Below are 26,212 nucleotides of genomic sequence, written 5' to 3'. Positions count from 1 at the left end.
TTGGGCGACGGTGTGAACACCGGAATTAGCGGCTCCAGCGCCGACCATAACTCGTTACTGATTTTTCGTCTGGCCATGCCGCCAGGATATGGCTTTCATGGCCTCATGTCCAGGTTGTGTTAGCCGCTCTTAGTTGAAACGATGTGTGTGAATCACACACCCGTGCGTTTCTCCCTCTTCGTTCACATGGAGCGCGTCTCCGAACAGACCAGCCAGAAGCAGCTATACGACGAGATGGTCGAGCTGTGCCAGATCGCGGACCGCGCTGGCATGCACGCCATCTGGACCGGCGAGCACCACGGCATGGACTTCACGATCGCGCCGAACCCGTTCATCAATCTCGCGGATCTCGCGAACAAGACGAAGAACGTGCGGCTCGGCACCGGCACCGTGATCGCGCCGTTCTGGCACCCGATCAAGCTCGCCGGCGAAGCGGCGATGACCGACATCATCACCAACGGCCGTCTGGAACTGGGCATTGCGCGCGGCGCGTATTCGTTCGAATATGAACGTCTGATGCCGGGCCTCGACGCCTGGAACGCGGGTGAGCGCATGCGCGAACTGATTCCGGCCGTGAAAAAGCTGTGGGAGGGCGACTACGCGCACGAAGGCGAGTTCTGGAAATTCCCGTCCACCACGTCGTCGCCGCTGCCGCTGCCACGTCCGCATCCGCCGATATGGGTCGCCGCACGCGACCCGAACAGCCACGAATTCGCGGTCGCGAACGGCTGCAACGTGCAGGTCACGCCGCTGCATCTGGGCGATGAGGAAGTCGAAAAGCTGGTCGGCCATTTCAACGCCGCGTGCGAGAAGTTCAGCGACATGCCGCGCCCGCAGATCATGCTGCTGCGTCACACGTACGTGGCGAGCAACGAAGACGACGCGCAGGTGGCCGCCGACGAGGTGAACGTGTTCTACAACTACTTCGGCGCGTGGTTCAAGAACGAGCGCCCGGTGAGCCGCGGCATGATCAAGCCCCTCTCCAGCGAGGAAATTGCCGCGCATCCGCTCTACACGCCGGAAGCCATGCGCAAGAACAACGTGATCGGCACGCCGGAAGAAGTGATCGCTCGCCTGAAGAAGTACGAGGGGCTCGGCATCAACGAGTACTCGTTCTGGATCGACACCGGCATGAGCTTCGAGCGCAAGAAAGCGTCGCTCGAACGCATGATCAACGAAGTGATGCCCGCATTTCAGTGAGGACGTAATCTCATGAGTTTCGATTTCCAGCTTTATGTCGACGGCCGCTTCGAAGCGGGCGCCGCGAAGTTCGGCAGCGTGAACTCGTCCACGGGCGAAGTGTGGGCGCAGATGCCCGAAGCACGCACGGACGAAGTGAACCGCGCCGTGGAAGCGGCGAGCCGCGCGCTGACCGATTCCGCGTGGGCGGGGCTCACCGCGTCCGCGCGAGGCAAGCTGCTGTTCAAACTTGCCGATCTGCTCGAAAAGGCCGCGCCGCGTCTGGCTGAAATCGAAACGAACGATACCGGCAAGATCATCCGCGAAACGTCCAGCCAGATTGCGTACGTGGTGGAGTACTACCGCTATTACGCGGGCATCGCGCACAAGATTGAAGGCAGCCATATTCCGGTGGACAAGCCGGACATGCAGGTATGGCTCGACCGCCAGCCGGTGGGCGTGGTGGCCGCGATCGTCCCGTGGAATAGCCAGTTGTTCCTCTCGGCGGTGAAGCTCGGCCCGGCGCTTGCAGCTGGCTGCACGGTCGTGCTGAAGGCGTCCGAGGAAGCGCCCGGCCCGCTGCTCGAATTCGCGCGCGTAGTGCATGAAGCCGGTTTCCCTGCGGGCGTGGTCAACGTGATCACAGGCCTCGGCCCGGAATACGGCGCGGTGCTGAGTGGCCACCCGGAGGTGGACAAGGTGGCCTTCACCGGCGGCCCGCAGACCGCGAAGCACATTATCGCGAACACGGCGAACAATCTGGCGAAGGTGTCGCTGGAACTCGGCGGCAAATCGCCTTTCATCGTTTTCGCGGACACGGACATTCAGAGCGCCGTGAATGCGCAGGTCGCGGCGATTTTCGCGGCGACGGGACAAAGCTGCGTGGCGGGTTCTCGTCTGCTGGTCGAGGCATCGGTCAAGGACGAGTTTCTCGCGCGGCTGGTGGAGCGCGTGTCGCGCATTCAGGTCGGCATGCCGAACGAGATGGCGACCGAATACGGCCCGCTTTGTACCGAGCGCCAACTACGCCACATCGAAACCGTGGTCGCGGAGTCCGTGAACCAGGGCGCGAAAGTGCTGACGGGCGACAAGACGATCGACCGTGCGGGCTTCTACTACGCGCCGATCATTCTCGATTGCACGGGCGTCTCGAACGCGGACAGCATCACGACAGAACTGTTCGGCCCGGTGCTTTCCGTCGACACTTTCAGCACCGAACAGGAAGCCATCGAGAAAGCCAACAGCACCGTCTACGGTCTCGCGGCCGGTATCTTCACGACCAACCTCACGCGTGCGCACCGCGTGTCGAAGCGGGTGCGCTCGGGCGTCGTGTGGATCAACACGTACCGGGCGATGTCGCCGCTCGTGCCGTTCGGCGGCTTTGGCCTCTCGGGCCATGGCCGTGAAGGCGGATTCGCCGCCGCGCTCGAATATACGACTACGAAGTCCGTGTGGCTTCGCACGTCGGACGATCCGATCAGCGACCCGTTCGTGATGCGCTAAAGCGTCCATGCGCTGACGCGTTCATTTGTTGAAGCGCCCGCTCACGCCGTCGCGCCGCCTCGAGTCTCGCTAACGCGAAGCGAATTGAAGCAACCCACAGCACCTCCGAGCAGTAGAGGCCGCACTACGTCACGCGCACCACGCGCGCGGCGCGGCGCAGCCTGGCAATAACAATGGAGACATGATGACGAACCCGGCGAACGATAACAGCGTTCTGACCATTGAAAGCAACTCGATCGAGTATGTTGCCCCGGAGAACCGCCACGGCAAACCGGCCGATCTTTTCACCCTGTGGTTCTGCACGAACGTCGCGCCGCTGGCCGTGATTTCCGGCGCAACCTCGGTGCTTGTATTCCACCTCGACGTGATGAGCGCACTGTTCGCGATCGTCGCGGGTCAGTTTTTCGGCGCGATCTTTCACGCGCTCACTTCCGCACAGGGACCGCTCGTCGGCGCCCCGCAGATGATCCAGAGCCACGCGCAATTCGGCCGTTACGGTTCGCTGCTCGTGGTGGGTTTCACCACGCTGATCTACCTCGGCTTCTTCGTCTCCAACATCATTCTCGCGGGCAAGACGCTGCACGCTGCCATTCCGCGCCGATTCATGCGGCCACGGTGATCGGCGCGATTCTCGCGACGCTCGTCGGCGTGATCGGTTATCACTTCATTCACCGTTTCAACAAGGTGGGCGCATGGTTCATGGGCAGCGCGCTCCTGATCGGCATGATTTTGATGGCGCCGGGACTGAACGCCGAAGTACTCCGCAAGGCCATTTCGATCTCGCCGGCTGGTTCGCCATGTTCGGCCTCTGCGCCGTGTGGTAGATCAGCTTCGCGCCCTACACATCCGACTATTCGCGCTATCTGCCGCGCTCCACGGGCTTCGTGAAGACGTTCGCGTTCACCTACTTCGGCACCTCGCTCGGGACGATCTTCGCGTTCGTGTTTGGCGTGGTCGCGGTGAGCACGGGTCATTCGACCGACGCCATGCAGGCTATCCGCTCGCAAACGGGCGTGTTCGGCTACGTGCTGATCTTCCTGTTCCTGATCAACATCATTGGCCATAACGGCATGAATCTGTATGGCGCGGTGCTGTCGTTCATCACGGCTGCGCAGACGTTCCGCCCGCACTGGGTCCCGGGCCGCGCGGTGCGCGTAGTGGTGTCCGCTGTTCTGCTGATTGCTTCGACGGGCACGGCATTGTGGGCGTCGAGCAACTTCATCGCGATCTTCCTGAATGCGATCTTTGCGATGCGTATCGTGCTCGCGCCGTGGATTGCGATCAACCTGGTCGACTTCTACCTGATCAACAAGCGTCACTACCACGTTGACGAGATCATCAGCAGCAATGGCGGCATGTACGGCGCGTTCAACGTCAAGGCTATCGTGCTGTACGTGTTCGGCATTGCGATTCAGGTGCCGTTCATGGAAGAAAGCTTCTTCCACGGCCCGTGGGCCTCGCTGCTGGGCGGCGCAGACGTTTCGTGGATCGTGGGTCTGGTTGCTACCGCCCTCGCCTACTACCTGATCGTGCCGGGCAACGGTTCGCGGTCCCCGCAACGCACGCCGGCAGGTGCAGCAGCTTCCGAGTAAGCGGTTCGTTTCAAAGGCTTCATGCGAAACCGGCTCGTTGTTGCAACGAGCCGGTTTTCTTTTGGGCCGACGCTTTATGCTCTGCTCTGCCCATTTTCTGCCGCTTACGCCGTGACGTTGAACACCGAGACGGCGTTCTTCAAATCGAGCGCTTCGTTCTCCAGCGACTGAGCCGCCGCAGCAGCCTGTTCCACCAGCGCCGCATTCTGCTGCGTGACCTTGTCCATCAGATTCACTGCCTGATTCACCTGCTCGATGCCACGGCTCTGCTCACCGGAAGCCGCAGCGATCTCGCCGACAATATCCGCCACCTGTTTGATCGCGCGCTTCACTTCGGCGATCGTGCCGCCGGCGTCCTGCGCCTGCCGCGCGCCGCTCTGAATCGTCTCCACGGATGCGCCGATGATCTCCTTGATCTCACGCGCCGCCGTGGCCGAACGCTGCGCGAGCGAGCGCACTTCGTTGGCGACGACCGCGAAGCCCCGTCCCTGATCGCCGGCACGCGCGGCTTCCACGGCGGCGTTCAGCGCGAGAATATTGGTCTGGAACGCAATGCCTTCGATCACCGCCGTGATCTCCGAAATCTGCGTCGAACTTTCGCTCATGCGCCCAATCGCTTCGACCATGCCATGCACCGCTTCATTGCCGGTTTCCGCCATGCCCGACGCACGCGTGGCGAGCGTGCTGGCCTCGCGCGCGTTGTCCGCATTCTGGCGGACGGTCTCCGTGAGTTGCGTCATGCTCGCGGCCGTTTCTTCGAGCGAGCTGGCCTGCTCCTCGGTGCGCGACGACAGATCGAGATTGCCCGCCGCGATTTCGCTCGAAGCGGACGCAATGCGGTCCGCGCTATTGCCCACGCCACCCACAATCCCCAACAGGCTCTGGTTCATCGCCTTCATGGCCAGCATCAACTGCCCCGTTTCGTCCGTCGATTCCGCCTCGATGCGGTTCGTCAGATTGCCCTCGGCCACGCACGTCGCCACCGAAACGGCCTGCTTCAACGGACGCGAAATGGAGCGCGACAGCCAGCGTCCCGCGAGAACCGCCGCGAGTACAGCCAGCAGGGACGCCGTGACCGCGCTCGCGTAAATCGTGATGCGTAGCGTGTCCAGTTGCGCGCGGTTGTCCGCGACGCTTTGCTCCTCGTATTTTTGCAGTTTGCCAAGCGCGGCGATCAGTTTATCGGTGCCCAGATACGAGCCGAAGCTCTCCGTCAACGCGGACAGGTCACTGACGTTCACCTCGAACGCACCCACTTTCTTGCGCATTGCCACGAGCGGATCGACTACGGTGTTCAGCCACGCATCGTATTCGCGCTGCGTGTCGGCAACGAGCGCCGCACCGCGCGGCGTGTCGTCCAGCTTCTGAAATTGCGCGAGCCGGCCGCCAAAATCCGCGCGATGGTCGACGATCCATTTTCCGTGCGACACTTGCCCGTTCAGGTTGTTCGCGAGCACGGCCCAGATGATGTTCAGATAGTCGCTGGTCCCCTCGTCGAGCAGATGCACCATCTGCTCTGACGCTTCGATCTGCCGCTGTTTCTGGTCGATCGCGCGCACGCTGTAAAGACAGATGCCTGCGCTGACCATGAACACGGCAATCGCCCCCGAAAACGCGACGAAGATCTTGCTGGCTATCGGTATGTTTTTGATGGTTTTCATTGTATGAGTAGCAGGTGGAAATCCAGGATCACGCGGACGTTGGCAGTCCGCGCCTGTTCGGCACCATCAGCACCGCAATGGCCGCCAACAAGCCGGCTGCGGCAAACACGAAGAAATTCCACGCGAGCACCACGTTCCATTGCGCGAGCACGCCGCCAATCATCGGTCCTGCAATCGCGCCAAAACGCCCAATGCCGAGCGCCCAGCCAATGCCGGTCGCGCGGTTGTGCGGCGGGTAGTACTGCGTGACGTAGCCGCCCAGCAGCATGGTGTTGCCGATGCTCCCCACGCCTGCGATCGCCACGAGCACATACGTCAACACCACGCCATGCGCAAACGGCAGCGCGCACAAGCTCGCCGCCGCCAGCAGAAACAACGTGCTCACCACGCGTTTCGAGCCGATGCGATCGGCAACCGCGCCGCCCGACAGCGAACCGAGCGCGGCGGCGAGATTGAGCGTCATCAGCAGCGCGAGACTGGAGCCGAGCGGATATCCGGCCTTGCGCATGAGTTGAGGCAGCCACGTGCTGAGCCCATACAACAGAAGCAGGCCCATGAACATGGCGATCCAGAAGGCGAGCGTCGCGTGAATGAACGAGCGGTCGAACAGCGAACACACCGGCGCGGCGGCACTGGCTTCTGTCAGATGCGCAGCTTGATCCGCGCTTTCAGTGTTTATGTTTTCGAGCCGTGGGTGACGCACGCCCAGCTTGCCCGCCAAAGCCCGCGCCTGCGCAAAGCGCTTTTTGCCAATCAGAAAATCGAGCGATTCCGGCAGCGACGGCCCCGACACGAGTATCAGCAGCAGCGGCACCGCGCCAAGGCCGAACATCCAGCGCCAGCCGTGCGTGGGTAGCCACGCGATGGCCAGCAGCGCGACGAGAATGCCGCCGAGCGAATAGCCGGTGTAGATCAGCGCATAGTTGAACGAGCGGCGGTGCGGCGGAGAATATTCGACGGTTAGCGCGGCGGCGGTCGGCACCACGCCGCCCAGGCCTAGACCGCCAATCACGCGCGCGATCACGAAGAAAGTGGGCGTCGGCGCGAGCGCGGCGGCCGCCATCATCACCGAGAAGAGCGCCACGCTCCCGAGCAGGACCCACCGGCGGCCAATCACGTCGCTCACGGTGCCCGCACCCATTGCGCCGATCATCATGCCCGCGAGCGAGCAGCTTGCAATCGCGCCCAGCTGGAACGGGGACAGCGACCAGTTCGTGCCGTGCTGAAGCATCGGCAGCACGGCGCCGTAGATCGCGACGTCGTAGCCTTCCGCGAGAATCATCGCGAGACAGACGGCCACGACGCGTATCGTGACCGTCAACGGTATGCCGACCGCGCCGGCTTCCAGCTGATCCGGCGCGGCGTCGCGCATTCGGGCCGCGCCCGTTTCATTGTTTCTGGATGACCAGGTATTCATGTTCGAGCGTCCCCTTTTGCGCGGCGTGTCATGTCAGACCGCCATGCACAGATATTTGATGACCACGTAATCGCTGATGCCGTAGTGCGAGCCTTCGCGTCCGATGCCCGACTGCTTGACGCCGCCGAACGGCGCGACCTCGTTCGAAATCAGCCCCGTGTTGATGCCGACCATGCCGTACTCCAGCGCTTCCGCCACCTTCCACACGCGGCCAATGTCGCGGCTGTAGAAGTAGGCGGCCAGGCCGAATTCGGTGTCGTTGGCGAAGCGGATCACGTCTTCGTCGGTGCTGAAGCGGAACAGCGGCGCGAGCGGGCCGAAGGTTTCGTCGGTTGAAACCTGCATATCCGGCGTGACGTCGCGCAACACCGTTGGCTCGAAAAAGCCGTGGCCGAGCGTGTGACGCTTGCCGCCCGTCACGATGGACGCGCCTTTCGCCAGCGCATCCGCAACGTGCGTCTCCACCTTCTGTACGGCGGCCTCGTTGATCAGCGGCCCTTGTGTGACGCCCGGCTCGGTGCCGCGGCCCACTTTCAGTTGCGCAACGGCCGCGGCGAGCTTCTCCGCGAACTGGTCGTACACGGCGTCGTGCACATAGAAGCGGTTCGTGCACACGCACGTCTGCCCGCTGTTGCGATACTTCGAGGCGATGGCGCCTTCCACTGCCGCGTCCAGATCGGCGTCGTCGAAAACGATGAACGGCGCGTTGCCGCCCAGTTCGAGCGACACCTTCTTGACGGTCGGCGCGCACTGGCTCATCAGCAGACGGCCCACGCCCGTCGATCCCGTGAACGACAGCTTGCGGACCACCGGGTTCGACGTCAGCTCGCCGCCAATCGCCTTCGGGTCGCCCGTCACGATGCTCAACACGCCGGGCGGCACGCCCGCCTGTTCGGCGAGCACGGCGAGCGCCAGTGCGGAAAACGGCGTAGCTTCGGCGGGTTTCACAACGATCGTGCAACCGGCCGCGAGAGCCGGGCCGACCTTGCGCGTGATCATGGCGGCGGGGAAATTCCAGGGTGTGATCGCGGCGCATACGCCCACCGGCTCCTTCACCACGACAATGCGGCGGTCGCCGGCCGGCGTCGGAATGGTGTCGCCGTACACGCGCTTGCCTTCCTCGGCGAACCATTCGAAGAACGAAGCCGCGTAGTCAATCTCGCCCTTCGCTTCCGCGAGCGACTTGCCCTGTTCCGTCGAGAGGATCAGCGCGAGGCCGTCGGCGTTTTCCATCATCAGGTCGTGCCATTTGCGCAGAATCGCGCCGCGCTCTTTCGCGGTTTTCTTGCGCCAGGCGGGCCATGCGGCGTTGGCGGCGTCAATTGCGTGACGCGTTTCGTTCGCGCCCATCAACGGGACGCGCCCCACCAGGTCGCCCGTTGCGGGATCGCGCACCTCGAACGATTCCCCGCTGGCCGCGTCCTGCCATTCGCCGTTCACGTAAGCCTGCTGCCGAAACAGCGCCGGGTTCCTCAACTGGGTTCCCAATTCCATAGTCGCTCCTGAAGCGTTGCAAAAAAAATGTCGCACAAACCGGCTTTCTCCGGATCGCGCGATGTCGAATCAAGGCGAAACGGTGCTCTGCTCCGGCACGAAGCCCTGGCCTGAGCCGTCTGGCTTGAAACTGGTGATACATGCCCACGCGCACCATGGTCTGGTGATTGTTCGGCGAAGCCGAGCCCACCGAGCCGTCGAAAATGTCCGCGTTGGTCGCCGCGCCCGCCGCCTTCTGCCACACGTCCGTCACGTACAGCGACGTGCGCTTGGAGAGCGAATAGGGCGTGGTCAGCCCGACCTGGTGATACAGCGGCACGGACTGCTCGTAACCGACGCTGCCGTGCGTGTACACGTATTGCGCGCCCACGTACCACGCGGGGCGCCAGGTAGTAACGGCCCCATGCTTCGTAGTTGGTGAAGATCACCGCCCCTGCGTGCCGTTCGCGTTGTTGAACTTGGTGTTCGTGTGGTCGAGGCCGAGCGTGGCCGAACCAAGCGCATAGTTGCTCGCAGCGCCGAACACCTGTTCGTTCGACGCGTTGCCCACGTAGCTGAACGGGCCGCTCGCGCCGATTGCGGCGCCGGTAGTGTTGCTCACGTAATCGCCGTCGCTCAGCGGCAGTGCGGGATTCTTCGCGAACAGGTAAGCGCCCGCCCCGTTGAAGCCGCCGAACGCGTAATTCGCGCCCACGCGCCACAGATCGGTGGTGCCGCGCCCCGGCGCATTCGTGTTGGTGAACGAATAGAGACCGCCGAACGTCAGCCCGCCGATCTTCGGGCTCGCATATTTGATCGCGTTATCCGCGCGGAACGAGTTATCCGTGTTGTCGATGTCGCCTGCATGGACGAGCGGCCCGCCGAGTTGACCCGGCTCGGTCAGCGGCTGCAGATAGTCGACCACCGAATCGTACTGACGTCCCGGTGTCACCGCCCCGAAGCGCGTATCCGAAAGACCCGCATAGGCCCGGCGTCCAACCACGGATTGTCATGCCATCTCCTCTTCGTGTGTGTGGAATGCTTGCACTGCGACGGCCCGAGCGTTACCCCACGCGTTTGAAAGGCAGTTTCGCCTGCCCGTCGTTTAATAACGCGGTCGCGATTTCGGCGACCCGGCTTACATGCGCGACGGCGGCACGGTGCGCCGCCATGGCATCACGCGCGCGGATCACCACGAGTATCTGACGCATTTCGAGCCCGGCTTGGCCGCCGCGGTTGTCGGATGCGATGGTGAGCGCGCGCAGCCGGTTGATGCGCGCCGTCAGCGACTGCACGATTTCCCACGCCACGTGCTTGCGCCCCGCCGTGAACATGCGCTCGTAGAGCGACGTGGTGAACGCGCGCACCGCGCGGTAGTCCTTGTCGTGAAACGCGAGCTGGATATGGCCGATCAGCGATTCGAGTTCGTCCGCCGTGGCATCGTCCGCGAGACGGGCGCATGCGGCAGCGGCCTCGCCTTCCAGCAGGCCGCGAATCTCGTAGATCTCCGCCACCGTCTTCAGGTCGAGCACGGCGACAATCGGCCCATGATTCGGCAGCGTGTCGACGAGCCCTTCCGTTTCCAGATGACGCAGCACTTCGCGCACCATCGTGCGGCTCACACCGAGTTCTTCGCACAACGTCCGCTCCACCAGCCGGTCGCCCGGCTGGAAGCGCGAGTCGAAGATCGCGCTGCGCATTTTTTCGAGCGCAAGTTCGCGCAGCGTGGTGGTGCGCCGCTCGACTTTCAGGGAGGGGTTCGGATCATGCAAGCCTGCGCGAAGAAACGCGTGTCGCGCGTATCCCAGTCGATCCACGCCTGCGTGCCGATCACGAGGCCGCTGTCGCGATGTTCGCCCGCCGCCATCCGCACGGACATATTCTGTTCCCACGGCGTGGTGACGGAGTAATGCATCGCGTCGCCGAGATACGTGATGTCGCGCACGGTGACGGGGAGGCCGACGCTGCTCGCCGCCTTCTCCGCCGCGCGAATGCGGATCTGCTCGGGGCGCACCATCAGTGTGCCGTCGTTGCCCACGGCGAGCGCTGCGCTGCCCGCCGCCTCGACCGCATGGCCGCTCGGGAACACCGCGCTAGACTGCGCCGCATCGCGCGCAGTGATCCTCACCGGCAAAAAGTTTGAATTGCCAATGAAATTCGCGACGAACCGCGAAGCCGGATTCGCGTAAAGCTCTTCGCCGGTGCCGCATTGTTCGATGCAACCCTTGTCGAACACCGCAATACGGTCGGATAGACGCAGCGCTTCTTCCTGGTCGTGCGTCACGTAGAGAATCGTCACGCCGGTTTCCTGGTGGATGCGGCGCAGTTCCAGCTGGATTTCCTCGCGCAGTTTCTTGTCGAGCGCGGAGAGCGGTTCGTCCATCAGCAGCACGGGCGGGTCGTAAGCGAGCGCGCGCGCAATCGCCACGCGCTGCTGCTGGCCGCCCGAGAGTTGCGCGGGCATGCGGTCGCGGAATTCGCCGAGGTGCACGAGTTCCAGCATTTGATCCACCTTCTTGCGGATTTCCGCTTCAGGGCGGCGGCGCACGCGCAGCGGGAAACCCACGTTCTGCCCCACCGTCAAGTGCGGAAACAGCGTGTAGCGCTGAAACACCATGCCGATGTTGCGCTTGTTCGGCGCGACGGAAAGGAGCGGCTTGCCGTCCAGCAGCACGCGGCCTTCGGTCGGCTCCTGAAAGCCCGCGACGATGTACAGCGTCGTGCTCTTGCCCGAGCCCGACGGGCCGAGAAACGTCATGAATTCGCCCTTGCGCACATCGAGCGAAACCTGGTCGATGGCGACGACGTCGTCGTAAGTCTTGCGCAGACGCTGGATTTGCAGGAATGCGGTGGTCATGGCATCACCTCTGTTAAGGCGTAATTCGAGTGTTCGTGTATTCGTGTACTAGCGGACGTGGCGCAAAGTGGCGCCCGCCAGCATCAGAATGGTCGTAAGTGCAACGAGCAGCGAGGACGCTGCGGCAACCACCGGTGTCAGGTCCTGGCGCAGCGTGGCCCAGATTCGCACCGGCAGCGTCTGCAGCGTCGGGCTCGACATGAAGATCGACACCACGACCTCGTCCCACGACGCGAGGAACGCGAAAATCGCGGCGGCAAACAGGCCGAGACGGATCGCGGGCAACGTCACGCGCAGTTTCACTTCGAGCGGCGCCGCGCCGCAGATCAGCGCGGCGTCTTCGAGCGCGGTGTCGAAGCTCGCCAGCGAATTGCTGATCGAAATGATCGAGAACGGCAGCGCGATGATCAGGTGGCCGATCACGAAGCCCGTCATCGTGCCGTTCATGCCGATTCGCAGGAAGAACGCATACAGGGCGACGGCCAGCACCACCACCGGCAGCACCATCGGCGTCAGAAAGAATGCCTTGACGACGTTGCGGCCGCGAAATCGGCCGCGCACCAGCGCAAGCGATGCGAGAAAGCCGATCAGCACGGACAGCACCGTCACGATCACCGCGAGCTTCGCGCTGGTGAGCAGCGAGTCGAGCCAGCCGGGATCGGTGAATAGCTGCCGATACCATTCGAGCGTCCAGCCCGGCGGCGGAAAGATCAGCCATTGCGAATCGCCGAACGACAGCGCGACGATGAACGCGATCGGCAGTAGCAGGAACAGCGCGACAGCGGCGCCAATCGCCAAAAGCGCATAGCGCAAAGCGCCCAGACGATCGAAATCGAGCAACATGTCAGACTCCTCCGGCCGAAGTGTGCGATCGGTCCATGAAGCGCAATTGCAGCGCGTACAGCGACAAGGTCACGGCGAGCAACACCAGCGCGGCAGCGCCGGCGAGACCCCAGTTCAGCAGTTCCTGCACCAGCTGCGCGATCAGTTCGGCGAGCATCATGTATTGCGCGCCGCCCAGCAGCGCTGGCGTGACGAAATAACCGAGCGCCATCACGAACACCATCAGCGCGCCCGACGCGATGCCGGGCATCGCGAGCGGCACGAGAATTTTCCAGAACGCCTGCCAGCGGCTCGCACCGCACACGGCTGCGGCGCGCAGCGTCGACGGGTCGATGGCGCGCAACGTGGCATGCAGCGGCATGATGAGAAACGGCAGCATGATGTAGGTCATGCCGATCGTCACGCCGACCAGGTTGTTGACCAGCGCGAGCGGCTCGTGAATCACGCCAATCGCCATCAGCACGCGATTGATCGGGCCGGTCGATTGCAGCAGCACCATCCACGCGAACGTGCGCGCGAGCAGATTGGTCCACATGGAGAGCAGCATCACCGAGAACAGCAGCGAACTCAGCTTGCGCGGCGCGATGGCGAGCAGCCACGCGGTAGGAAAACCGATCACCACCGTCGCCACGGTCACGACGGTCGCCACGAGAAACGTGTTCCCGAACACGCGCAGATACGTGGACGAGCCGAGCAGTTGCTCGTAGTTGTGCAGCCCCGGCGTCGGCTCGAGCACGCTGCGCAGCAGCAGCGAGAGCACCGGCAGCAGGAAGAAAATCACGAGGAGCAGGAGCCCCGGTATCAACAGACGGATGTTGCGCCAGTCGCGCCGCCGGCGCGCGGGCTGCGCCGGCGAATGCGTGACGCTACTCAATACATTGGGCATGGGTGCCTCTCCTGCATGTTTCAGTTCCGGCGTGCGCGGCGTGCGGTGTCTTCACAGGCGCCGCGCGTGCATGCCGTGTTGCCTTACTTCGATTGCCACGCGTACCAGCGCTTCGCGATCGCATCGCGATTGTCGGCCCAGTACTTCATGTCGAGGTTGATCTGCGAGGCCTTGTACTGATCCGGCATGGTCTTCGCGACCGCCGGCGGCATCATCGCGGCCGACTTCACGTTGATCGGCGCGTAGCCGGTATCCTGCGCGAACTTTGCCTGAGCCTCGGGACTCGTCGCCGCGGCGAGGAACTTCATCGCCTCGGCCTTGTGCTTCGCGCCCTTCGGCACCACCAGCATGTCGGCGGCCGTCAGGTTCTGATTCCACGAAATGCCGACCGGCACGCCTGTCTGTTCGAGCGCATGGAGACGCCCGTTCCAGAACATACCGATGGGTGCTTCGCCCGACGCCAGCAACTGCTGCGACTGCGCGCCGCCGCTCCACCAGACGATGTCGCTCTTGATCGTGTCGAGCTTTTTGAACGCGCGGTCGAGGTCGAGTGGATAGAGCTTGTTCGCCGGCACGCCGTCCGCGAGCAACGCGATTTCGAGCACGCCCGGCGCGGACCACTTGTAGAACGTGCGCTTGCCTGGGTACTTTTTCGTGTCGAACAGGTCGGCCCACGTTTGCGGCTGCGCGCCCTTGAAGCTCGACTTGTTGTAGCCGAGCACGAACGAGTAGTAGAAACTGCCCACCGCGCCGGGGCTGGTGAAGCGCGGGTCGAGTTCGTCTTTCTTCACCACCGCGTAGTCGATCGGCTCAACGAGGCCAGCCTTCTGCGCGGCGTATGCGAAGTCGCCCTCCACGTCCACCACGTCCCAGCTGACGTTGCCGCTATCGACCATCGCCTTCAGCTTGCCGTAGTCGGTCGGGCCGTCCATCAGCACGTTGGTGCCGCTCGCCTGCGTGAACGGCTGCGCCCAATCCTTCTGCTGCGACGATTGCGTGGTGCCGCCCCAGCTCGTGAACACGATCGGGTCTGCGGCGAGGGCCGGTCCTGCCGCAAGCGTTATCGCGCAAAGAACGGCAAGCGGTGCAAACAGCGGGATGCTTCTGCTGCTCATGTCTTTCTCCGGGAAGAAGGTGATTGTGGTTACGTGTGGTGGTTTCGTTGTGTTTTCGTTCAGCCAGCCGACTGCTTCGCATTGACGATTCGGCTCGTTCGGCTGATGCGCGGCAACCATTCGGATAACGGATCAATTCGCAGCGCAGCGCGAATCGACGCTCCTTGAATTATGGTATGCCATACTATGACGTACAATAAAACGATCAAAAATAAATGTGCTGCCGAGGATTTACCGCTGGTCGGACCGGCGTAGCCAGCGTTGGCAACAGCGTCGAAGGGCGCCGCAGAGGCACGGCCGCGTCAGCCTCGCACACAGGGGGAGGCACTGTAGCGGGCCGATGCGGACCGCTACGAGGGTAGATGCATCGGTCGACCCATCACCCGTGATAAGCCGACTCCCCATGCGAGCTGACATCGAGCCCTTCGCGCTCGCCGTCCTGATCGACGCGCAGGCCGATCACGAGATCGACGAGCTTGAACGCAATCACCGACACCACCGCCGACCACACCAGCGACGTGCCCACGCCCCAGCATTGCGAGATCAGCTGGCCGGCCATGTCGTATTCGCCGACCTTGCCGGCGACGTAGTCGTAGACACCGGTGCCCCCCAGCTTCGGCGACGCGAACACGCCCGTCAGCAGTGCGCCAGCAATGCCGCCGACGCAGTGCACGCCGAACACGTCGAGCGAATCGTCGACGCCGAGCAGCCGCTTGAGGCCATTCACGCCCCAGTAGCACAGGCCGCCCGCGATGAAGCCCATCACGATCGCGCCCATCGGGCCGACGAAGCCGCAGGCCGGCGTAATCACGACGAGCCCCGCAATCGCGCCGGACACCGCGCCGAGCATCGACGGCTTGCGCTTGAAGGTCCATTCGACGACAGTCCACGACACGGTCGCCGCGCAGGTCGCGAGCAGCGTCGTCACGAAGGCCAGCGCGGCCGCGCCATTCGCTTCGAGATTCGAGCCGACGTTGAAGCCGAACCAGCCGACCCACAACAGCGAGCCGCCAATCATTGTCATCGTCAGGCTGTGCGGCGCCATGTGCTCGCGGCCGTAGCCGACGCGCTTGCCGATCATGATCGCCCCGACCAGCGCCGCGATGCCTGCGTTGATGTGCACGACCGTGCCGCCCGCAAAGTCGAGCGCTCCCTTCTGGAACAGGAAGCCCGCAGTCGCATTGGCCTTGTCGGCAGCTGCCGCGCTCGTGTACGCGTCGGGGCCTGGCCAGTACCAGACCATGTGCGCGATCGGCAGATACGAGAACGTGAACCACAGCACCATGAAGGCCAGCACCGCGGAAAATTTCGCGCGCTCCGCGATTCCGCCGACGATCAGCGCTGGCGTGATCGCCGCGAAGGTCAGCTGGAACGACACGTAGATGTATTCGGGAATCACCACGCCCTTGCTGAAGGTGGGCGCGGTGCTGTCGGGCGTCACGCCGTTGAGGAACAGCTTGCTGAAGCCGCCGAAGAACGCATTGCCTTCGGTGAACGCGATGCTATAGCCGTACACGGCCCACAGCACGCCGAGCAGACAGAAGACCACGAGCGTCTGCATCAGCACCGACAGCATGTTCTTCGCGCGCACCATGCCGCCGTAAAAGAGACCGAGACCCGGCGCCGCCATCATCACGACGAGCAGCGTTGCGACGATCATCCATGCGGTGTCGCCCTTGTTCGGCGCCGGCGCGGCCGCGCCCTGCGCGAGCGCCGGAATCGAAAACGCCAGTACGCCAGCCACTGCGAGGAGTGAGCCCAATTTTTTCATTACACGAGCCTGTCGAAATGCGTCGGATGCGACGCGTGCTGCGCACGGCCATCACAAGACGCGGTTGAGATGAAAGCTGGATACGGCGCCGGCGGGGAGCCCGCTCGCGCGTGGAAAGCCGCGCGCGACGGCCTCCTCGCCGGCGCGCGCCGATTTGCTACTGACTGCCTGCTACCGGTGCTTCAACACAGATTCATCCCCGGAATCCACGACGTGCCCGCGAGCGGCACCCGCGCCATCGCAGCCGCTTCGACGGTCAGCGCGACCAGGTCTTCCGGCTCCAGGTGATGCACGTTCTGCTTGCCGCACGCACGCGCGATGGTGGTCAGCTCCATCGTCAGCGTCTTCAGATAGTTCTTCACGCGACGCGCGCCCTCTTCCGGTTCGAGCCGCTTTTCGAGGATCACGTCCTGCGTCGTCACGCCGACCGGGCACTTGCCCGTATGGCAGTGATGGCAGAAACCCGGCGCGGTGTTCAGCGCCGCGTAGTCCGCCACCGCCGGATGCAGCGCGCCGCTCTGGAAGTAGCTCTCGCTGTTGCAGCCGAGCGCCATCAGCACGCCCTGGCCGATCGCCACCGCGTCCGCGCCGAGCGCGAGGGCCTTCGCGACATCAGCGCCGGTGCGGATGCCGCCCGACACGATCAGCTGCACCTTCCCCTTCATACCGAGGTCTTCGAGCGCGTCCACTGCCTGGCGCACGGCCGCGAGCGTCGGAATGCCCACGTTGTCGATGAAGCAGCTTTGCGTGGCAGCAGTGCCGCCCTGCATACCGTCGATCACCACCACGTCCGCGCCCGCATGCACCGCGAGCTTCACGTCGTTGAAGGTGCGAGTCGCCGCGACCTTTACGTAGATCGGCTTTTCCCAGTCGGTGATCTCGCGCAATTCCTGGATCTTGATCGCGAGGTCGTCCGGGCCGGTCCAGTCGGGGTGACGGCTCGCCGAGCGCTGGTCGACGCCGGCCGGCAGCGTGCGCATCGACGCGACGCGCGGGTTGACTTTCTGGCCGAGCAGCATGCCGCCGCCGCCCGGCTTCGCGCCCTGGCCGATCACCACTTCGATCGCATCGGCGCGGCGCACGTCGTCGGGATTGAAGCCGTAGCGCGAAGGCAGGCACTGGTAGACCAGCGTCTTCGACGAGCGGCGTTCTTCCTGTGTCATGCCGCCGTCGCCGGTGGTGGTCGAGGTGCCGGCGGCGGTCGCCGCGCGGCCGAGCGCTTCCTTGACGTTCGCGGACAGCGCGCCGAAGCTCATGCCAGCAATCGTGACCGGCGTGTCGAGCACGATCGGCTTCTTCGCGAAGCGCGTGCCGAGCACGGTCTGCGAGTTGCATTTCTCGCGATAGCCTTCGAGCGGATAACGCGACAGCGACGCGCCGAGGAACAGCAGATCGTCGAAATGCGGCACGCTCTTCTTCGAGCCGAGTCCGCGAATTTCGTAGAGGCCGCGCTGCGCAGCCGTGTGAATGTAGTCGATGGTCTTGCGGTCGAAGGTGCTGGACTCTTCCTGTTGCAGACGCGTGAATTGAACCGGTTTGATTTCCATGGGGACCTTCTCGATCGTGTATTCAGCGAGATTCAGCGGGGTTTCAATATTCCTGGTCCGCGTCTGCGTTCCAGTGGTAGAGCGTGCGCGCCGACGCGATGCGGCGGAAGTGCGCCGCGTCGTGATCGAGGCCGGCCGCGTCGAGCAGCTCGCGCACAGCACTGAGATCGGCGTCGGTCATCGGCTCGAATTGCGCATCCGCACCGAGCGATTTCACGTGGCCCTTCACGTACAGCACGGCTTCATACAGCGAATCGCCGAGGGCATCGCCCGCGTCGCCGCAGATCACCATGCGGCCCGCCTGCGCCATGAACGCCGAGAAGCTGCCCACCGAGCCACCCACCACGATATCGCCGCCCTTCAGCGAAATGCCGCAGCGCAGACCTGCGTCGCCGTCGATCACCAGCAGCCCGCCATGCGCGGACGCGCCCGCACCGTTCGATGCGAAGCCGCGCACGTGCACCTTGCCGCTCATCATGTTCTCGCCGACGCCGGTGCCGGCACTGCCTTCGATGACGATCTCCGCGTGCTGGTTCATGCCGCCCGCGTAGTAACCTGCGTGGCCGTCGATCGTGATGCGCACGTCGGCGTTCACGCCGACCGCGATGTTGTGTGCGCCGTTCGGCGAGCTTACGTTGACGTGCTGTTCCTTCAGGCTCGCGGCCTCGCCGTGCAGGTACTGGTTCAGTTCACGCACGCCCTGGTTTTCCAGATCGAAAATCACGCTTTCCATACGTACATCTCCTCGGGTGCGGGTTCGAAAACATTCGCGTTGCGAATGTCGGGCAGATGCGCGAGCGAGCGGAACTCAGACGCGATCGCCACGTAGTCGTCGTTCTCGGCTACGACAGCCGGCTTGCACGCGAACGGATCGCGAATCAGCGCAAGCTCGCTCGACGTGCCCATCAGGAACGTGTAAAAACCGTCCAGGTCCTCGAAGCCGCGCTGCAGCGCCTGCGGCAGCGTGTCGCCTTCTCGCAGCCGCCATTCGAGGAAGCGGCAGGCAGCTTCGGTGTCGTTGTCCGTGTCGAAGTGGATGCCGAGCGGCTCCAGCTTGCGGCGCACGCCATACGGGTTCGACAGCGAACCGTTGTGCACGAGGCAGAAGTCCTCGCCCGCGGTGAACGGATGCGCCCGGTCCGGCGTCACAGCCGATTCCGTCGCCATCCGCGTATGGCCGACCAGGTGCGAGCCCTTCAGCTTCGTGAAGTCGTAGCGCTGCGCGACTTCCGCCGGCGAGCCGACGTCCTTGTACAGATCGATCGAACGGCCGGTGGACAGCAGATACAGCTTCGGATACTGCTCGCTGAGCCACGTCTTGACCGCTTCCGGATCGCCTTGCAACGTCAGCACCGCGTGATTCGCCTTGGCGTCGATGCGCGCGTTCACGTCCATCGCACGATTGAGACCGTCGAGCAGCGTCTGCCACGGGAACTGCGCGCCTTCATCGGTGAAGCCCGCATAGACACTCAGTTTGCGCTGGCTCGCGCCCACTTCCTTGCCGAACACGGCGAGGCCCGCCGAATCGGGACCGCGTTCGGTCATGCCGATCAGCATCGGCACCATCAGTTCGCCGAGCTTCTCGCGTAGCGCTGGTGTCTTGACCAGCAAGCCTACGATTCCGCACATAAGATTCTCCTTAGAAAAATTCGAGGTAGCTTTTGAGTTCCCAATCGGACACGTGGCGCATGTATTCGAGCCACTCCATCCGTTTAAGCTTGATAAATTCCTGCGCGACGGGGCCGAGCGCGTCGCAGATCAGCGTGTCCGCTTCCAGCGCGTCGAGCGCCTGCTCGAGATTCTGTGGCAACACCGTGATGCCGTGTTCGGCGAGCTTCTCGGGCGACCACTGATAGAGGTTTTCGTTGGCCGGCGCGCCCGGATCGAGCTCGCTGTCGATGCCGTCGAGACCCGCCGCGATCACCGCTGCCGTCGCCAGATACGGGTTGCACGAGCCGTCCGGCAGACGCAGTTCGATGCGCTCGCCGGGCATACGCACCATCGTTGAACGGTTGTTGTCGCCGTAGCTGACATAGGCGGGCGCCCACGTCGCGCCGGTCAGCGAGCGGCCTACCACGAGCCGCTTGTACGAGTTCACCGTCGGATTGCACAGCGCGGTCAGAGCTGGCGCGTGCTTTAGCAGACCAGCCGTGAACTGGTAGCCGAGCTTCGACAGGCGCATGCCGAGCGGATCCGCGGGATCGGCGAACAGGTTGCGCTTGCCGTCGCCGATCGACACGTGCATATGCATGCCATTGCCGGGGCGGTTCGCAAACGGCTTTGCCATGAACGAGCAGATCATGCCGAGATCGTTGGCGATCTCGGAGGCAGCCATCTTGAAGAACACGTAGTGATCGCACGATGTCAGGCAATCGGTGTACGTGTAGTTGATCTCGAACTGACCGTTCGCATCCTCGTGGTCGATCTGATAGACGTCGATTCCCACCGAGCGCATCGCGTCGGTGAGACGTTCGAGAAACACGCGGGTGCGTGACAGCCCCTTGTAGTCGTAGCACGGCTTCGCCAGCGTGTCGCTCGGATCGCACGGTTCAAGCGTGCCCGAGGCCGAGCGGCGCAGCAGCGAGAACTCCGGTTCCAGCCCCGTGAAGAGCGTCCAGCCGCGCTCGGCCACGCGCGCGACCTGGCGTTTGAGTGTGACGCGCGAATCGAAGGCCCATGGCTCGCCCTCAACGTGACCATCGCAGACAATGCGCGCCAGGCCAGGCTGCCACGGCACCGTCGTGAGCGTCGATATCTCGCCCACCGCCATGAAGTCGGGGCCGTTCGGCTCAATGCCGACGCCCCAGATCGCGAAGCCGGCAAAGCCGGCACCCGCCTTGAGCACTGTCTTCAGATGCGACACCGGCACCGACTTCGCCTTCGCTACACCGTGAATATCGACGAACTGAGCCAATACGTATTTCACGCCCTGCTGGCCGAGCCAGTCCTGTGCTTCCTCTGCCGAGCCGAAGCACGGCACGGTGCCCAGTTCGTCGACCGGTAGGTTTGCATCATTGAGATTCATCGTCACTCCTTGCAACTGATCCGCGGTTAATAGAGCGGTGCGCCCGCTTCCGGTCGGGTCGCCGGCACGCCCGGCCGTCGTGGGGAATACCGGCCGTTCTGCATACCTGCGCGCACACGCGCATAATTCTTTCCAGCAATTCCTCTCAATAAACTTAGGTTCCTTCCATGAAACCTCCGCCACGCAAGTGGGCATTCCGCCTGCTACGCTGCTGGTTTTCCACCGAGGCCCATCCATGCACACCGGAGACGACAGCAAGCCCCCCCTCGAGCGCTACCTTGGCTCGACCATCCGCGAACTACGCCAGCGCCACGGACTGACCATCGCGCAGGTTGCTGAGCAGGCGGCCATCAGCCGGGGCATGCTCTCGAAGATCGAGAACGCTCAGACCTCGACCGGGCTCGACGTGCTGCATCGCATCGCGCAAGCGCTTGGGGTGTCGCTATCCACACTGTTCCGCAACTTCGATGTGCCTGAAGGCGATGCGCAGTTCGTCAAGAAAGGCGCCGGCATGGAAGTGGTGCGCAAAGGCACCCAGCGCGGCCACACCTACCATCTGCTCGCCTACGACCACGGTCCGCGCAAGTCCTTCGAACCGTTCCTGATCACCTTCGACGACGAAGCGGAACGCTTTCCGACCTTTCAACACCCGGGCACCGAATTCATCCACATCCTCAAGGGCGTGATCGAGTACCGGCACGGCCAGCAAACCTACATCCTGCATCCCGGCGACACCCTCACCTTCAAGGCCGATATTCCTCACGGTCCCGAGCGGCTCATCAAGACGCCGATCCAGATGCTGTCGGTCTTCATCTATCCGCCCGGCAGCGGCGAGTGACGCATCGGCAAGATGCTGAATCCGGTCCCGCCACTTCTTACGCAACGTCCGTGCCATATTTAACACCATGAACTAAAAATTCCTGATAATAAACACCTGACGCGCACGCCGGCCCTGTCCCTGCTTTGTTCTCACGGTGTCCTGCCGATTCGCGCAGGGCGCGCTGCATGATCTCGGTGCGTAGTTTTCCTGCCCTTCGTGCGCGTTCGCACTGAAAGCGCACGCGGGCTTAAGCTCCAGTATCAGAAACGCTTATGCAAGCGCGCACCGCGTCGAGTGCCCCGGATACCATGCGCAACAACGTGGGCTGCACCGCGTCGGCGCGCTGCGGCAGGTAGTCGAACGGCGCACGCTCGTCCATATAGGTGGACTGGCACATCTCGAGCTGCACTGCATGGATGCCGCGCTGCGGCGCGCCGAAGCTGCGCGTAATGTAACCGCCCTTGAAGCGACCGTTTGCGACCCACGTATAGTCGCTCGCGCGCATTGCGTCGACCACCACCTGCTGCACTGTCGGCGCACAGGTGCGCCCGTCCAGGGTGCCAAGATTGAGATCCGGCAACTTGTCGTCGAACAGCCGCGGCAGAACACTCGCAATCGAATGCGCTTCCCACAGCAACACGTTCGCGTGGTGCTTGCGCAGCCGCGTGAGTTCGGCCGTCAGCGCGTCGTGATATGGCTGCCAGTAGCGCGCGACGCGCGACGCGCGCTCCGCAGCATCGGGCGCGCGGCCCGGCTGATAGACCGCTTCGCCGCGAAACGTTTCGGCCGGGCACAGACCGGTGGTGGTCTGCCCCGGATAAAGGCTCTCGTCGTTCGGCGGCCGGTTCAGGTCGATCACATAGCGCGACACCTGCGCGCTGATGACCGTCGCGCCGAGCTCGCGGGCGAACGCATAGAGGCGGTCGAGATGCCAGTCGGTGTCGGCGACGGTCAGCGCCGCGGAGGTATAGCGCTCGCGCAGCGACGGCGGAATCGCCGAGCCGAGGTGCGGGATCGACACGACGAGCGGCGCATCGCCTCGTTGCAGCGAGAATATTTCAGACATCTTCTTGCTCCTTCGGTACACGACAAAAAAAGATGAGAATGCGGCTAGTTCAGCGCGTCTTCCGGCAGTTGCGGCAGCGCGCGTGCGAGCGCCGGCCTGATCGATGCATCCAGTACACGGCGCGTCAGCGCGACGATCTCCTGAGCGAAGCCGTCCCACTCGCCCTGGCGATGCAGCAGGAAGAAATCGCGCCGCCCGAGCCGCCCCGGCGGCAGCGGCAGCACGGCGATCTCCGGCAGATAGTGGCGCGCCTGCCACAGGCACAGCGGCGTGGAAATCGCGAAGCCGAGCCGCGCAGCTACGAGGCTCAGCAGCGGATCAGTCGCATCGAATTCGTAGCGGCGCGGGCTGTCGATGCCCAGATGCCGTGCATAGCGCTCGACCTGCTGGCCGATCACCGACCGCGGCGTATAGCGGATCATCGGCATGTCCTGCGCGGGCGCGCGCCAGTCCGCGCCGCGATGCTCGTTGAGCCAGTTGCGCGACACGACCGCGACGAACGCTTCCGAAAACAGTGGCACCTCGACGATGCGCGCGTCGTTCAGCGTGGTCTGCGTGCACACGGCCAGATCCAGTTCGCGGTCGTGCAGTTGCCTACTCAGACCGGGCGTCAATCCCGACCACAGCGCAATCTGCCGGGTCGAGCCCGACACCGCGCGAATCAGCTCGGGCCCAACGGTGGCGGCGAATGAATCGACGCAGCCGAGCCGCACCGGCAAGGTGCCCGCATGCGACGCATCGCCGATCCGTGTGCTGACCATCTGCGCATGTTCGAGCAGCGAGCCGGCCAGTTCGAGCAGCGCGCGGCCCGCCATGTTCGGACGCGGCGGCCGGCTCTCGCGGTCGAACAGCACCACGCCCTGGTCACGCTCCAGCGCGGCCACGGCCTGGCTGACCGCGCTCTGGCTGACGCCGAGCTGCTTCGCCGCGCCGGTCATCGAGCCGGTTTCGCAGACGGCGAGAAAGGCCTGTAGAGCATTCAGGTCGATAGGCGCCTGGGTACGTCTCATGGGGTACTCCGCGAAGGTCTGTACGAATGACGCCGCCGCGTCTTCCGCATCATGCCCCCCATGAACGGCGGGCACTCCGAAGATGAGCGATTGCGCTGAACAGCCATAAGTTTGCCTAATACAAAAAAAGGCCACGCGCAGCCGCCGCAGAATCTGCTCCATCGTCTACCCAGGGGGGGCCATGAGCCACTATGACTATGTCGTGATCGGCGCCGGTGTGATCGGCACATCCGTCGCTCACCATCTCGCCGCGCTCGGCGCGAAAAGCGTTCTCGTTCTCGATCAGGGCACGATCGGTGCCGGCACGACGTCACAATCGTCCGGGCTGCTGCGCACCCACTACTCGGTGCGCCAGAACGTCGAACTGGCCCGCTCGTCGTGGTGGGCCTTCAACAACTTCGCCGACTACCTCGGCGACGAAGAAGCGTCGTGCGGTCTCGTCAAATGCGGCTACATGATCTGCGCGCCCGAAGGCGACAAACTCGATCCACTCGCCGCATCGCTGCGCGCACAGCAGGAGATGGGCATCGAGGTGCAGTTGCTCGACCGCCAGGCCGCGCAGGCGCGCCTGCCGATTGCCCGTTTCGACGACGCCGCGCTAATCGGCTTCGAGCCCGAAGCGGGCTTCGCCGACGCCTACCTCGTCGCCACCAGCTTCGCGCGCTCGGCGCGCCGGCGTGGCGTGAAGGTCATGGAAGGCGTGCGCGTCACCGGCCTGGCCCGCGAAGGCCGTCGCGTGGTCGGCGTCGAAACGAGCGCGGGCAATTTCGGCTGCGGCCATCTGATCAGCACGCAAAACATCTGGACGCCGGAACTGGCCGGCTGGATCGGCGTGGACCTGCCGGTCAAGCCCGAGCGCCATACGGTGCTCGCGCTCGAATGCGACGCCGCGCCTTACACCTTCGCGATGCCTGCGTTCAAGGATCTCGGCACGGCCGGCATGCTGTATTTCCGCAGCTACGGCGGCAGCCAGATGCTGGTGTCCGAAGGCGTGGTCGGCGACACGCTGAACGCGCCCGAGACCGAGCAGGGCGAGATCTCGCTCGACTACGTGGCCGAAGTCGGCTCGCAGGTCGCCGAGCACTTCCCCGCTTACGAGACGGCTGGCCTCGCGTCGTCGTGGACCGGCGTCTACGACGTCACGCCCGACTGGAACCCGGTGCTCGGCAGCGCTGCGGACATCGCGGGACTGACGGTCGGGTTCGGCTTCTCGGGCCACGGCTTCAAGCTGTCGCCTGGCATCGGCAAGCTGCTCGCGCAACACGCGCTCGGCCTCGCGACCGACGTGTCGCTCGAACCGTATGCGCTCGAACGCTTCGCGCGCGGCGCGCTGCTGACCGGCAAGTACGGCCTCGGCGCGGTGTCGTGAGCGCGCCCAACGCCCACATGCGAACTGGAACCTGAAGGACCCTGAAGGAAACTATCGATGACTATCCGCATACTCGTCCCCGTCAAGCGCGTGGTCGATCCGAACGTTCGCGTGCGCGTGAACGCCGCCGGTTCGATCGACACGACCGGGCTCAAGATGTCGCTCAATCCGTTCGACGAATGCGCGCTCGAACGCGCGCTGCAACTGAAGGAAGCGGGCGTCGCGTCGCATGTCACCGCGCTGACCTGCGGCCTGCCCGCGCATCAGGACGTGCTGCGCACCGCGCTCGCGATGGGCGCCGACGACGCCGTGCTGATCGACACCGGGGCGGCGACTGCCACGCTCGATTCGCCGGCGGTCGCGCGGCTCGTCGCCGCCCATATGAACGAGGTCGGATACGGCCTCGTGCTGTGCGGCAAGCAGGCGATCGACGGCGACGTCGGTGGCGTCGCCGCAATGCTCGCCGCGCTGCTCGGCTGGCCGCAGGCGCTTAACGCGAGCGCGCTCGACGCCGCCGACGGTGGCTGGCTCGTGACCTGCGGCGACGATGCCGGCACCTCGACGTGGCAGCTCGACGGCCCCGCCGTTGTCAGTGCCGACCTGCGCCTCGCGGAGCCGCGCCGCGTGACCTTGCCAAGCATCGTCAAGGCGAAGCAGAAGCCTCTCGTCACGCTCGAAGCGGCCGCGCTCGGCGGCGTTGCCGAGCCGCGCACCCGCGTGCTGACGCTCAACGATCCGCCGGTCCGCAAAGCCGGCATCAAGGTGAACGACGTCGATGCGCTGCTCGACGCGCTCGCCGGTCAACGCGTATTCGAAACCGTAGGAGCCTGACGATGAGAACCCTGGTCCTGTGCGATGGTGAAGTCGGGCCGCTTTCCGACGTGACGCTGCGCGTCCTGGGCGCGGCGCAACAACTGGGACAGCCGGTCGATCTGCTGGTGTTCGACGTCGCGCTCGCGACGACCGCCGCGAGCGCGACCGGCGTCGAGCGCGTGCTGGTCGCGTCGGCCGGTGCGAGCGACGCGCTCGCGCCCGAAACGATCGCCGCCCAGCTGCTCGCGCTCGCGAACGATTATTC

The 26,212-nt window shown here is 64.1% G+C and carries 23 protein-coding genes and 2 pseudogenes; 9 read left to right on the top strand and 16 right to left on the bottom strand.

Annotated elements, in window-relative coordinates:
* Positions 1-162 precede the first annotated feature (162 nt).
* The 5 genes from G3N97_RS21270 to G3N97_RS39540 all read left to right on the top strand — a co-directional run bounded on the left by G3N97_RS21270 (position 163) and on the right by G3N97_RS39540 (position 4,274).
* A complete protein-coding gene (locus tag G3N97_RS21270) occupies positions 163-1,200 on the top strand; it encodes an LLM class flavin-dependent oxidoreductase (protein ID WP_205994971.1) in 1,038 nt (345 codons plus the stop codon).
* Between the two features lie 12 nt (positions 1,201-1,212).
* A complete protein-coding gene (locus G3N97_RS21265; protein WP_205994966.1) occupies positions 1,213-2,682 on the top strand; it encodes an aldehyde dehydrogenase in 1,470 nt (489 codons plus the stop codon).
* A 181-nt stretch (positions 2,683-2,863) separates the two neighbouring features.
* Positions 2,864-3,301, top strand: a complete 438-nt coding sequence (locus G3N97_RS39550) for a cytosine permease (RefSeq protein WP_241030731.1) — start codon at positions 2,864-2,866, stop codon at positions 3,299-3,301.
* The gene (locus G3N97_RS39545) at positions 3,298-3,570 is read left to right on the top strand and encodes a hypothetical protein (protein ID WP_241030730.1); all 273 of its coding nucleotides are present in this window, start codon (positions 3,298-3,300) and stop codon (positions 3,568-3,570) included. Before G3N97_RS39550 ends, G3N97_RS39545 begins: the two co-directional genes overlap by 4 nt.
* Entirely contained in the window at positions 3,567-4,274 is a 708-nt protein-coding gene (locus G3N97_RS39540; RefSeq protein ID WP_346778102.1) for a cytosine permease, read from the top strand. Before G3N97_RS39545 ends, G3N97_RS39540 begins: the two co-directional genes overlap by 4 nt.
* A 104-nt stretch (positions 4,275-4,378) precedes the next feature.
* Here the strand turns inward: G3N97_RS39540 and G3N97_RS39995 are convergent, their stop codons facing one another.
* The 14 genes and pseudogenes from G3N97_RS39995 to glnT all read right to left on the bottom strand — a co-directional run bounded on the left by G3N97_RS39995 (position 4,379) and on the right by glnT (position 20,869).
* On the bottom strand, positions 4,379-5,935 hold the full coding sequence (locus G3N97_RS39995; RefSeq protein ID WP_205994965.1) for a methyl-accepting chemotaxis protein: 1,557 nt from the start codon (positions 5,933-5,935) through the stop codon (positions 4,379-4,381).
* 28 nt (positions 5,936-5,963) lie between these two features.
* The gene (locus G3N97_RS21250) at positions 5,964-7,352 is read right to left on the bottom strand and encodes an aromatic acid/H+ symport family MFS transporter (protein ID WP_241030729.1); all 1,389 of its coding nucleotides are present in this window, start codon (positions 7,350-7,352) and stop codon (positions 5,964-5,966) included.
* Between the two features lie 33 nt (positions 7,353-7,385).
* Entirely contained in the window at positions 7,386-8,846 is a 1,461-nt protein-coding gene (gene gabD, locus G3N97_RS21245) for an NADP-dependent succinate-semialdehyde dehydrogenase (RefSeq protein WP_205994964.1), read from the bottom strand.
* Between the two features lie 127 nt (positions 8,847-8,973).
* A pseudogene (locus G3N97_RS21240) lies at positions 8,974-9,822 on the bottom strand (porin); the annotation flags it as partial.
* Between the two features lie 67 nt (positions 9,823-9,889).
* On the bottom strand, positions 9,890-10,597 hold the full coding sequence (locus tag G3N97_RS21235; RefSeq protein WP_241030728.1) for a GntR family transcriptional regulator: 708 nt from the start codon (positions 10,595-10,597) through the stop codon (positions 9,890-9,892).
* Positions 10,573-11,682: an ABC transporter ATP-binding protein gene (locus G3N97_RS21230; protein ID WP_205994963.1), complete on the bottom strand. Its 1,110-nt coding sequence runs from the start codon at positions 11,680-11,682 to the stop codon at positions 10,573-10,575. The genes G3N97_RS21235 and G3N97_RS21230 overlap by 25 nt, the downstream gene beginning before the upstream one ends.
* Positions 11,683-11,730: 48 nt before the next feature.
* A complete protein-coding gene (locus tag G3N97_RS21225; protein WP_205994962.1) occupies positions 11,731-12,525 on the bottom strand; it encodes an ABC transporter permease in 795 nt (264 codons plus the stop codon).
* Position 12,526: 1 nt separating this feature from the next.
* Positions 12,527-13,411: an ABC transporter permease gene (locus G3N97_RS21220; protein ID WP_205994961.1), complete on the bottom strand. Its 885-nt coding sequence runs from the start codon at positions 13,409-13,411 to the stop codon at positions 12,527-12,529.
* An 83-nt stretch (positions 13,412-13,494) separates the two neighbouring features.
* Positions 13,495-14,526, bottom strand: coding sequence for an ABC transporter substrate-binding protein (locus G3N97_RS21215; RefSeq protein WP_205994960.1), 1,032 nt, complete (start codon positions 14,524-14,526; stop codon positions 13,495-13,497).
* Between the two features lie 379 nt (positions 14,527-14,905).
* Positions 14,906-16,297: an ammonium transporter gene (locus G3N97_RS21210; RefSeq protein ID WP_241030727.1), complete on the bottom strand. Its 1,392-nt coding sequence runs from the start codon at positions 16,295-16,297 to the stop codon at positions 14,906-14,908.
* A 182-nt stretch (positions 16,298-16,479) separates the two neighbouring features.
* Positions 16,480-17,844 carry an FMN-binding glutamate synthase family protein gene (locus tag G3N97_RS21205; protein ID WP_205994959.1) on the bottom strand — a complete coding sequence of 455 codons (1,365 nt, stop codon included), beginning with the start codon at positions 17,842-17,844 and terminating at the stop codon, positions 16,480-16,482.
* A gap of 43 nt (positions 17,845-17,887) precedes the next feature.
* Positions 17,888-18,577: a protein glxC gene (locus G3N97_RS21200; protein WP_205994958.1), complete on the bottom strand. Its 690-nt coding sequence runs from the start codon at positions 18,575-18,577 to the stop codon at positions 17,888-17,890.
* Positions 18,565-19,473 (bottom strand): class II glutamine amidotransferase, encoded by a 909-nt coding sequence (locus G3N97_RS21195; protein ID WP_205994957.1) that lies wholly within the window; start codon positions 19,471-19,473, stop codon positions 18,565-18,567. The genes G3N97_RS21200 and G3N97_RS21195 overlap by 13 nt, the downstream gene beginning before the upstream one ends.
* Before the next feature lie 10 nt (positions 19,474-19,483).
* A complete protein-coding gene (gene glnT / locus G3N97_RS21190; RefSeq protein ID WP_205994956.1) occupies positions 19,484-20,869 on the bottom strand; it encodes a type III glutamate--ammonia ligase in 1,386 nt (461 codons plus the stop codon).
* 235 nt (positions 20,870-21,104) lie between these two features.
* Between glnT and G3N97_RS21185 the strand changes: the two genes are divergently transcribed.
* Positions 21,105-21,707, top strand: a complete 603-nt coding sequence (locus G3N97_RS21185) for an XRE family transcriptional regulator (RefSeq protein ID WP_205994955.1) — start codon at positions 21,105-21,107, stop codon at positions 21,705-21,707.
* A 229-nt stretch (positions 21,708-21,936) separates the two neighbouring features.
* Here G3N97_RS21185 and hutG read toward each other — a convergent pair whose 3' ends face one another.
* Both hutG and G3N97_RS21175 read right to left on the bottom strand, forming a co-directional pair.
* On the bottom strand, positions 21,937-22,755 hold the full coding sequence (hutG, locus tag G3N97_RS21180; protein ID WP_205994954.1) for an N-formylglutamate deformylase: 819 nt from the start codon (positions 22,753-22,755) through the stop codon (positions 21,937-21,939).
* 44 nt (positions 22,756-22,799) lie between these two features.
* Complete coding sequence (locus tag G3N97_RS21175) at positions 22,800-23,765, bottom strand: LysR family transcriptional regulator (protein ID WP_205994953.1); 966 nt, start codon at positions 23,763-23,765, stop codon at positions 22,800-22,802.
* 181 nt (positions 23,766-23,946) lie between these two features.
* On the opposite strand from G3N97_RS21175, the gene G3N97_RS21170 reads away from it, so the two are divergent.
* The 3 genes and pseudogenes from G3N97_RS21170 to G3N97_RS21160 all read left to right on the top strand — a co-directional run.
* Positions 23,947-25,134 (top strand): FAD-binding oxidoreductase, encoded by a 1,188-nt coding sequence (locus G3N97_RS21170; RefSeq protein ID WP_205994952.1) that lies wholly within the window; start codon positions 23,947-23,949, stop codon positions 25,132-25,134.
* Between the two features lie 63 nt (positions 25,135-25,197).
* Complete coding sequence (locus tag G3N97_RS21165; protein WP_205994967.1) at positions 25,198-25,965, top strand: electron transfer flavoprotein subunit beta/FixA family protein; 768 nt, start codon at positions 25,198-25,200, stop codon at positions 25,963-25,965.
* Between the two features lie 2 nt (positions 25,966-25,967).
* Positions 25,968-26,212 (top strand): annotated as a pseudogene (locus tag G3N97_RS21160) (electron transfer flavoprotein subunit alpha/FixB family protein); the annotation flags it as partial.

Origin of the sequence: Paraburkholderia sp. Ac-20347 (assembly GCF_017104805.1) — a bacterium.
Lineage (GTDB): Bacteria > Pseudomonadota > Gammaproteobacteria > Burkholderiales > Burkholderiaceae > Paraburkholderia > Paraburkholderia tropica.
Note: the sequence above shows the minus strand (reverse complement) of the source record. Positions and strands in the feature narration are given on the sequence as shown.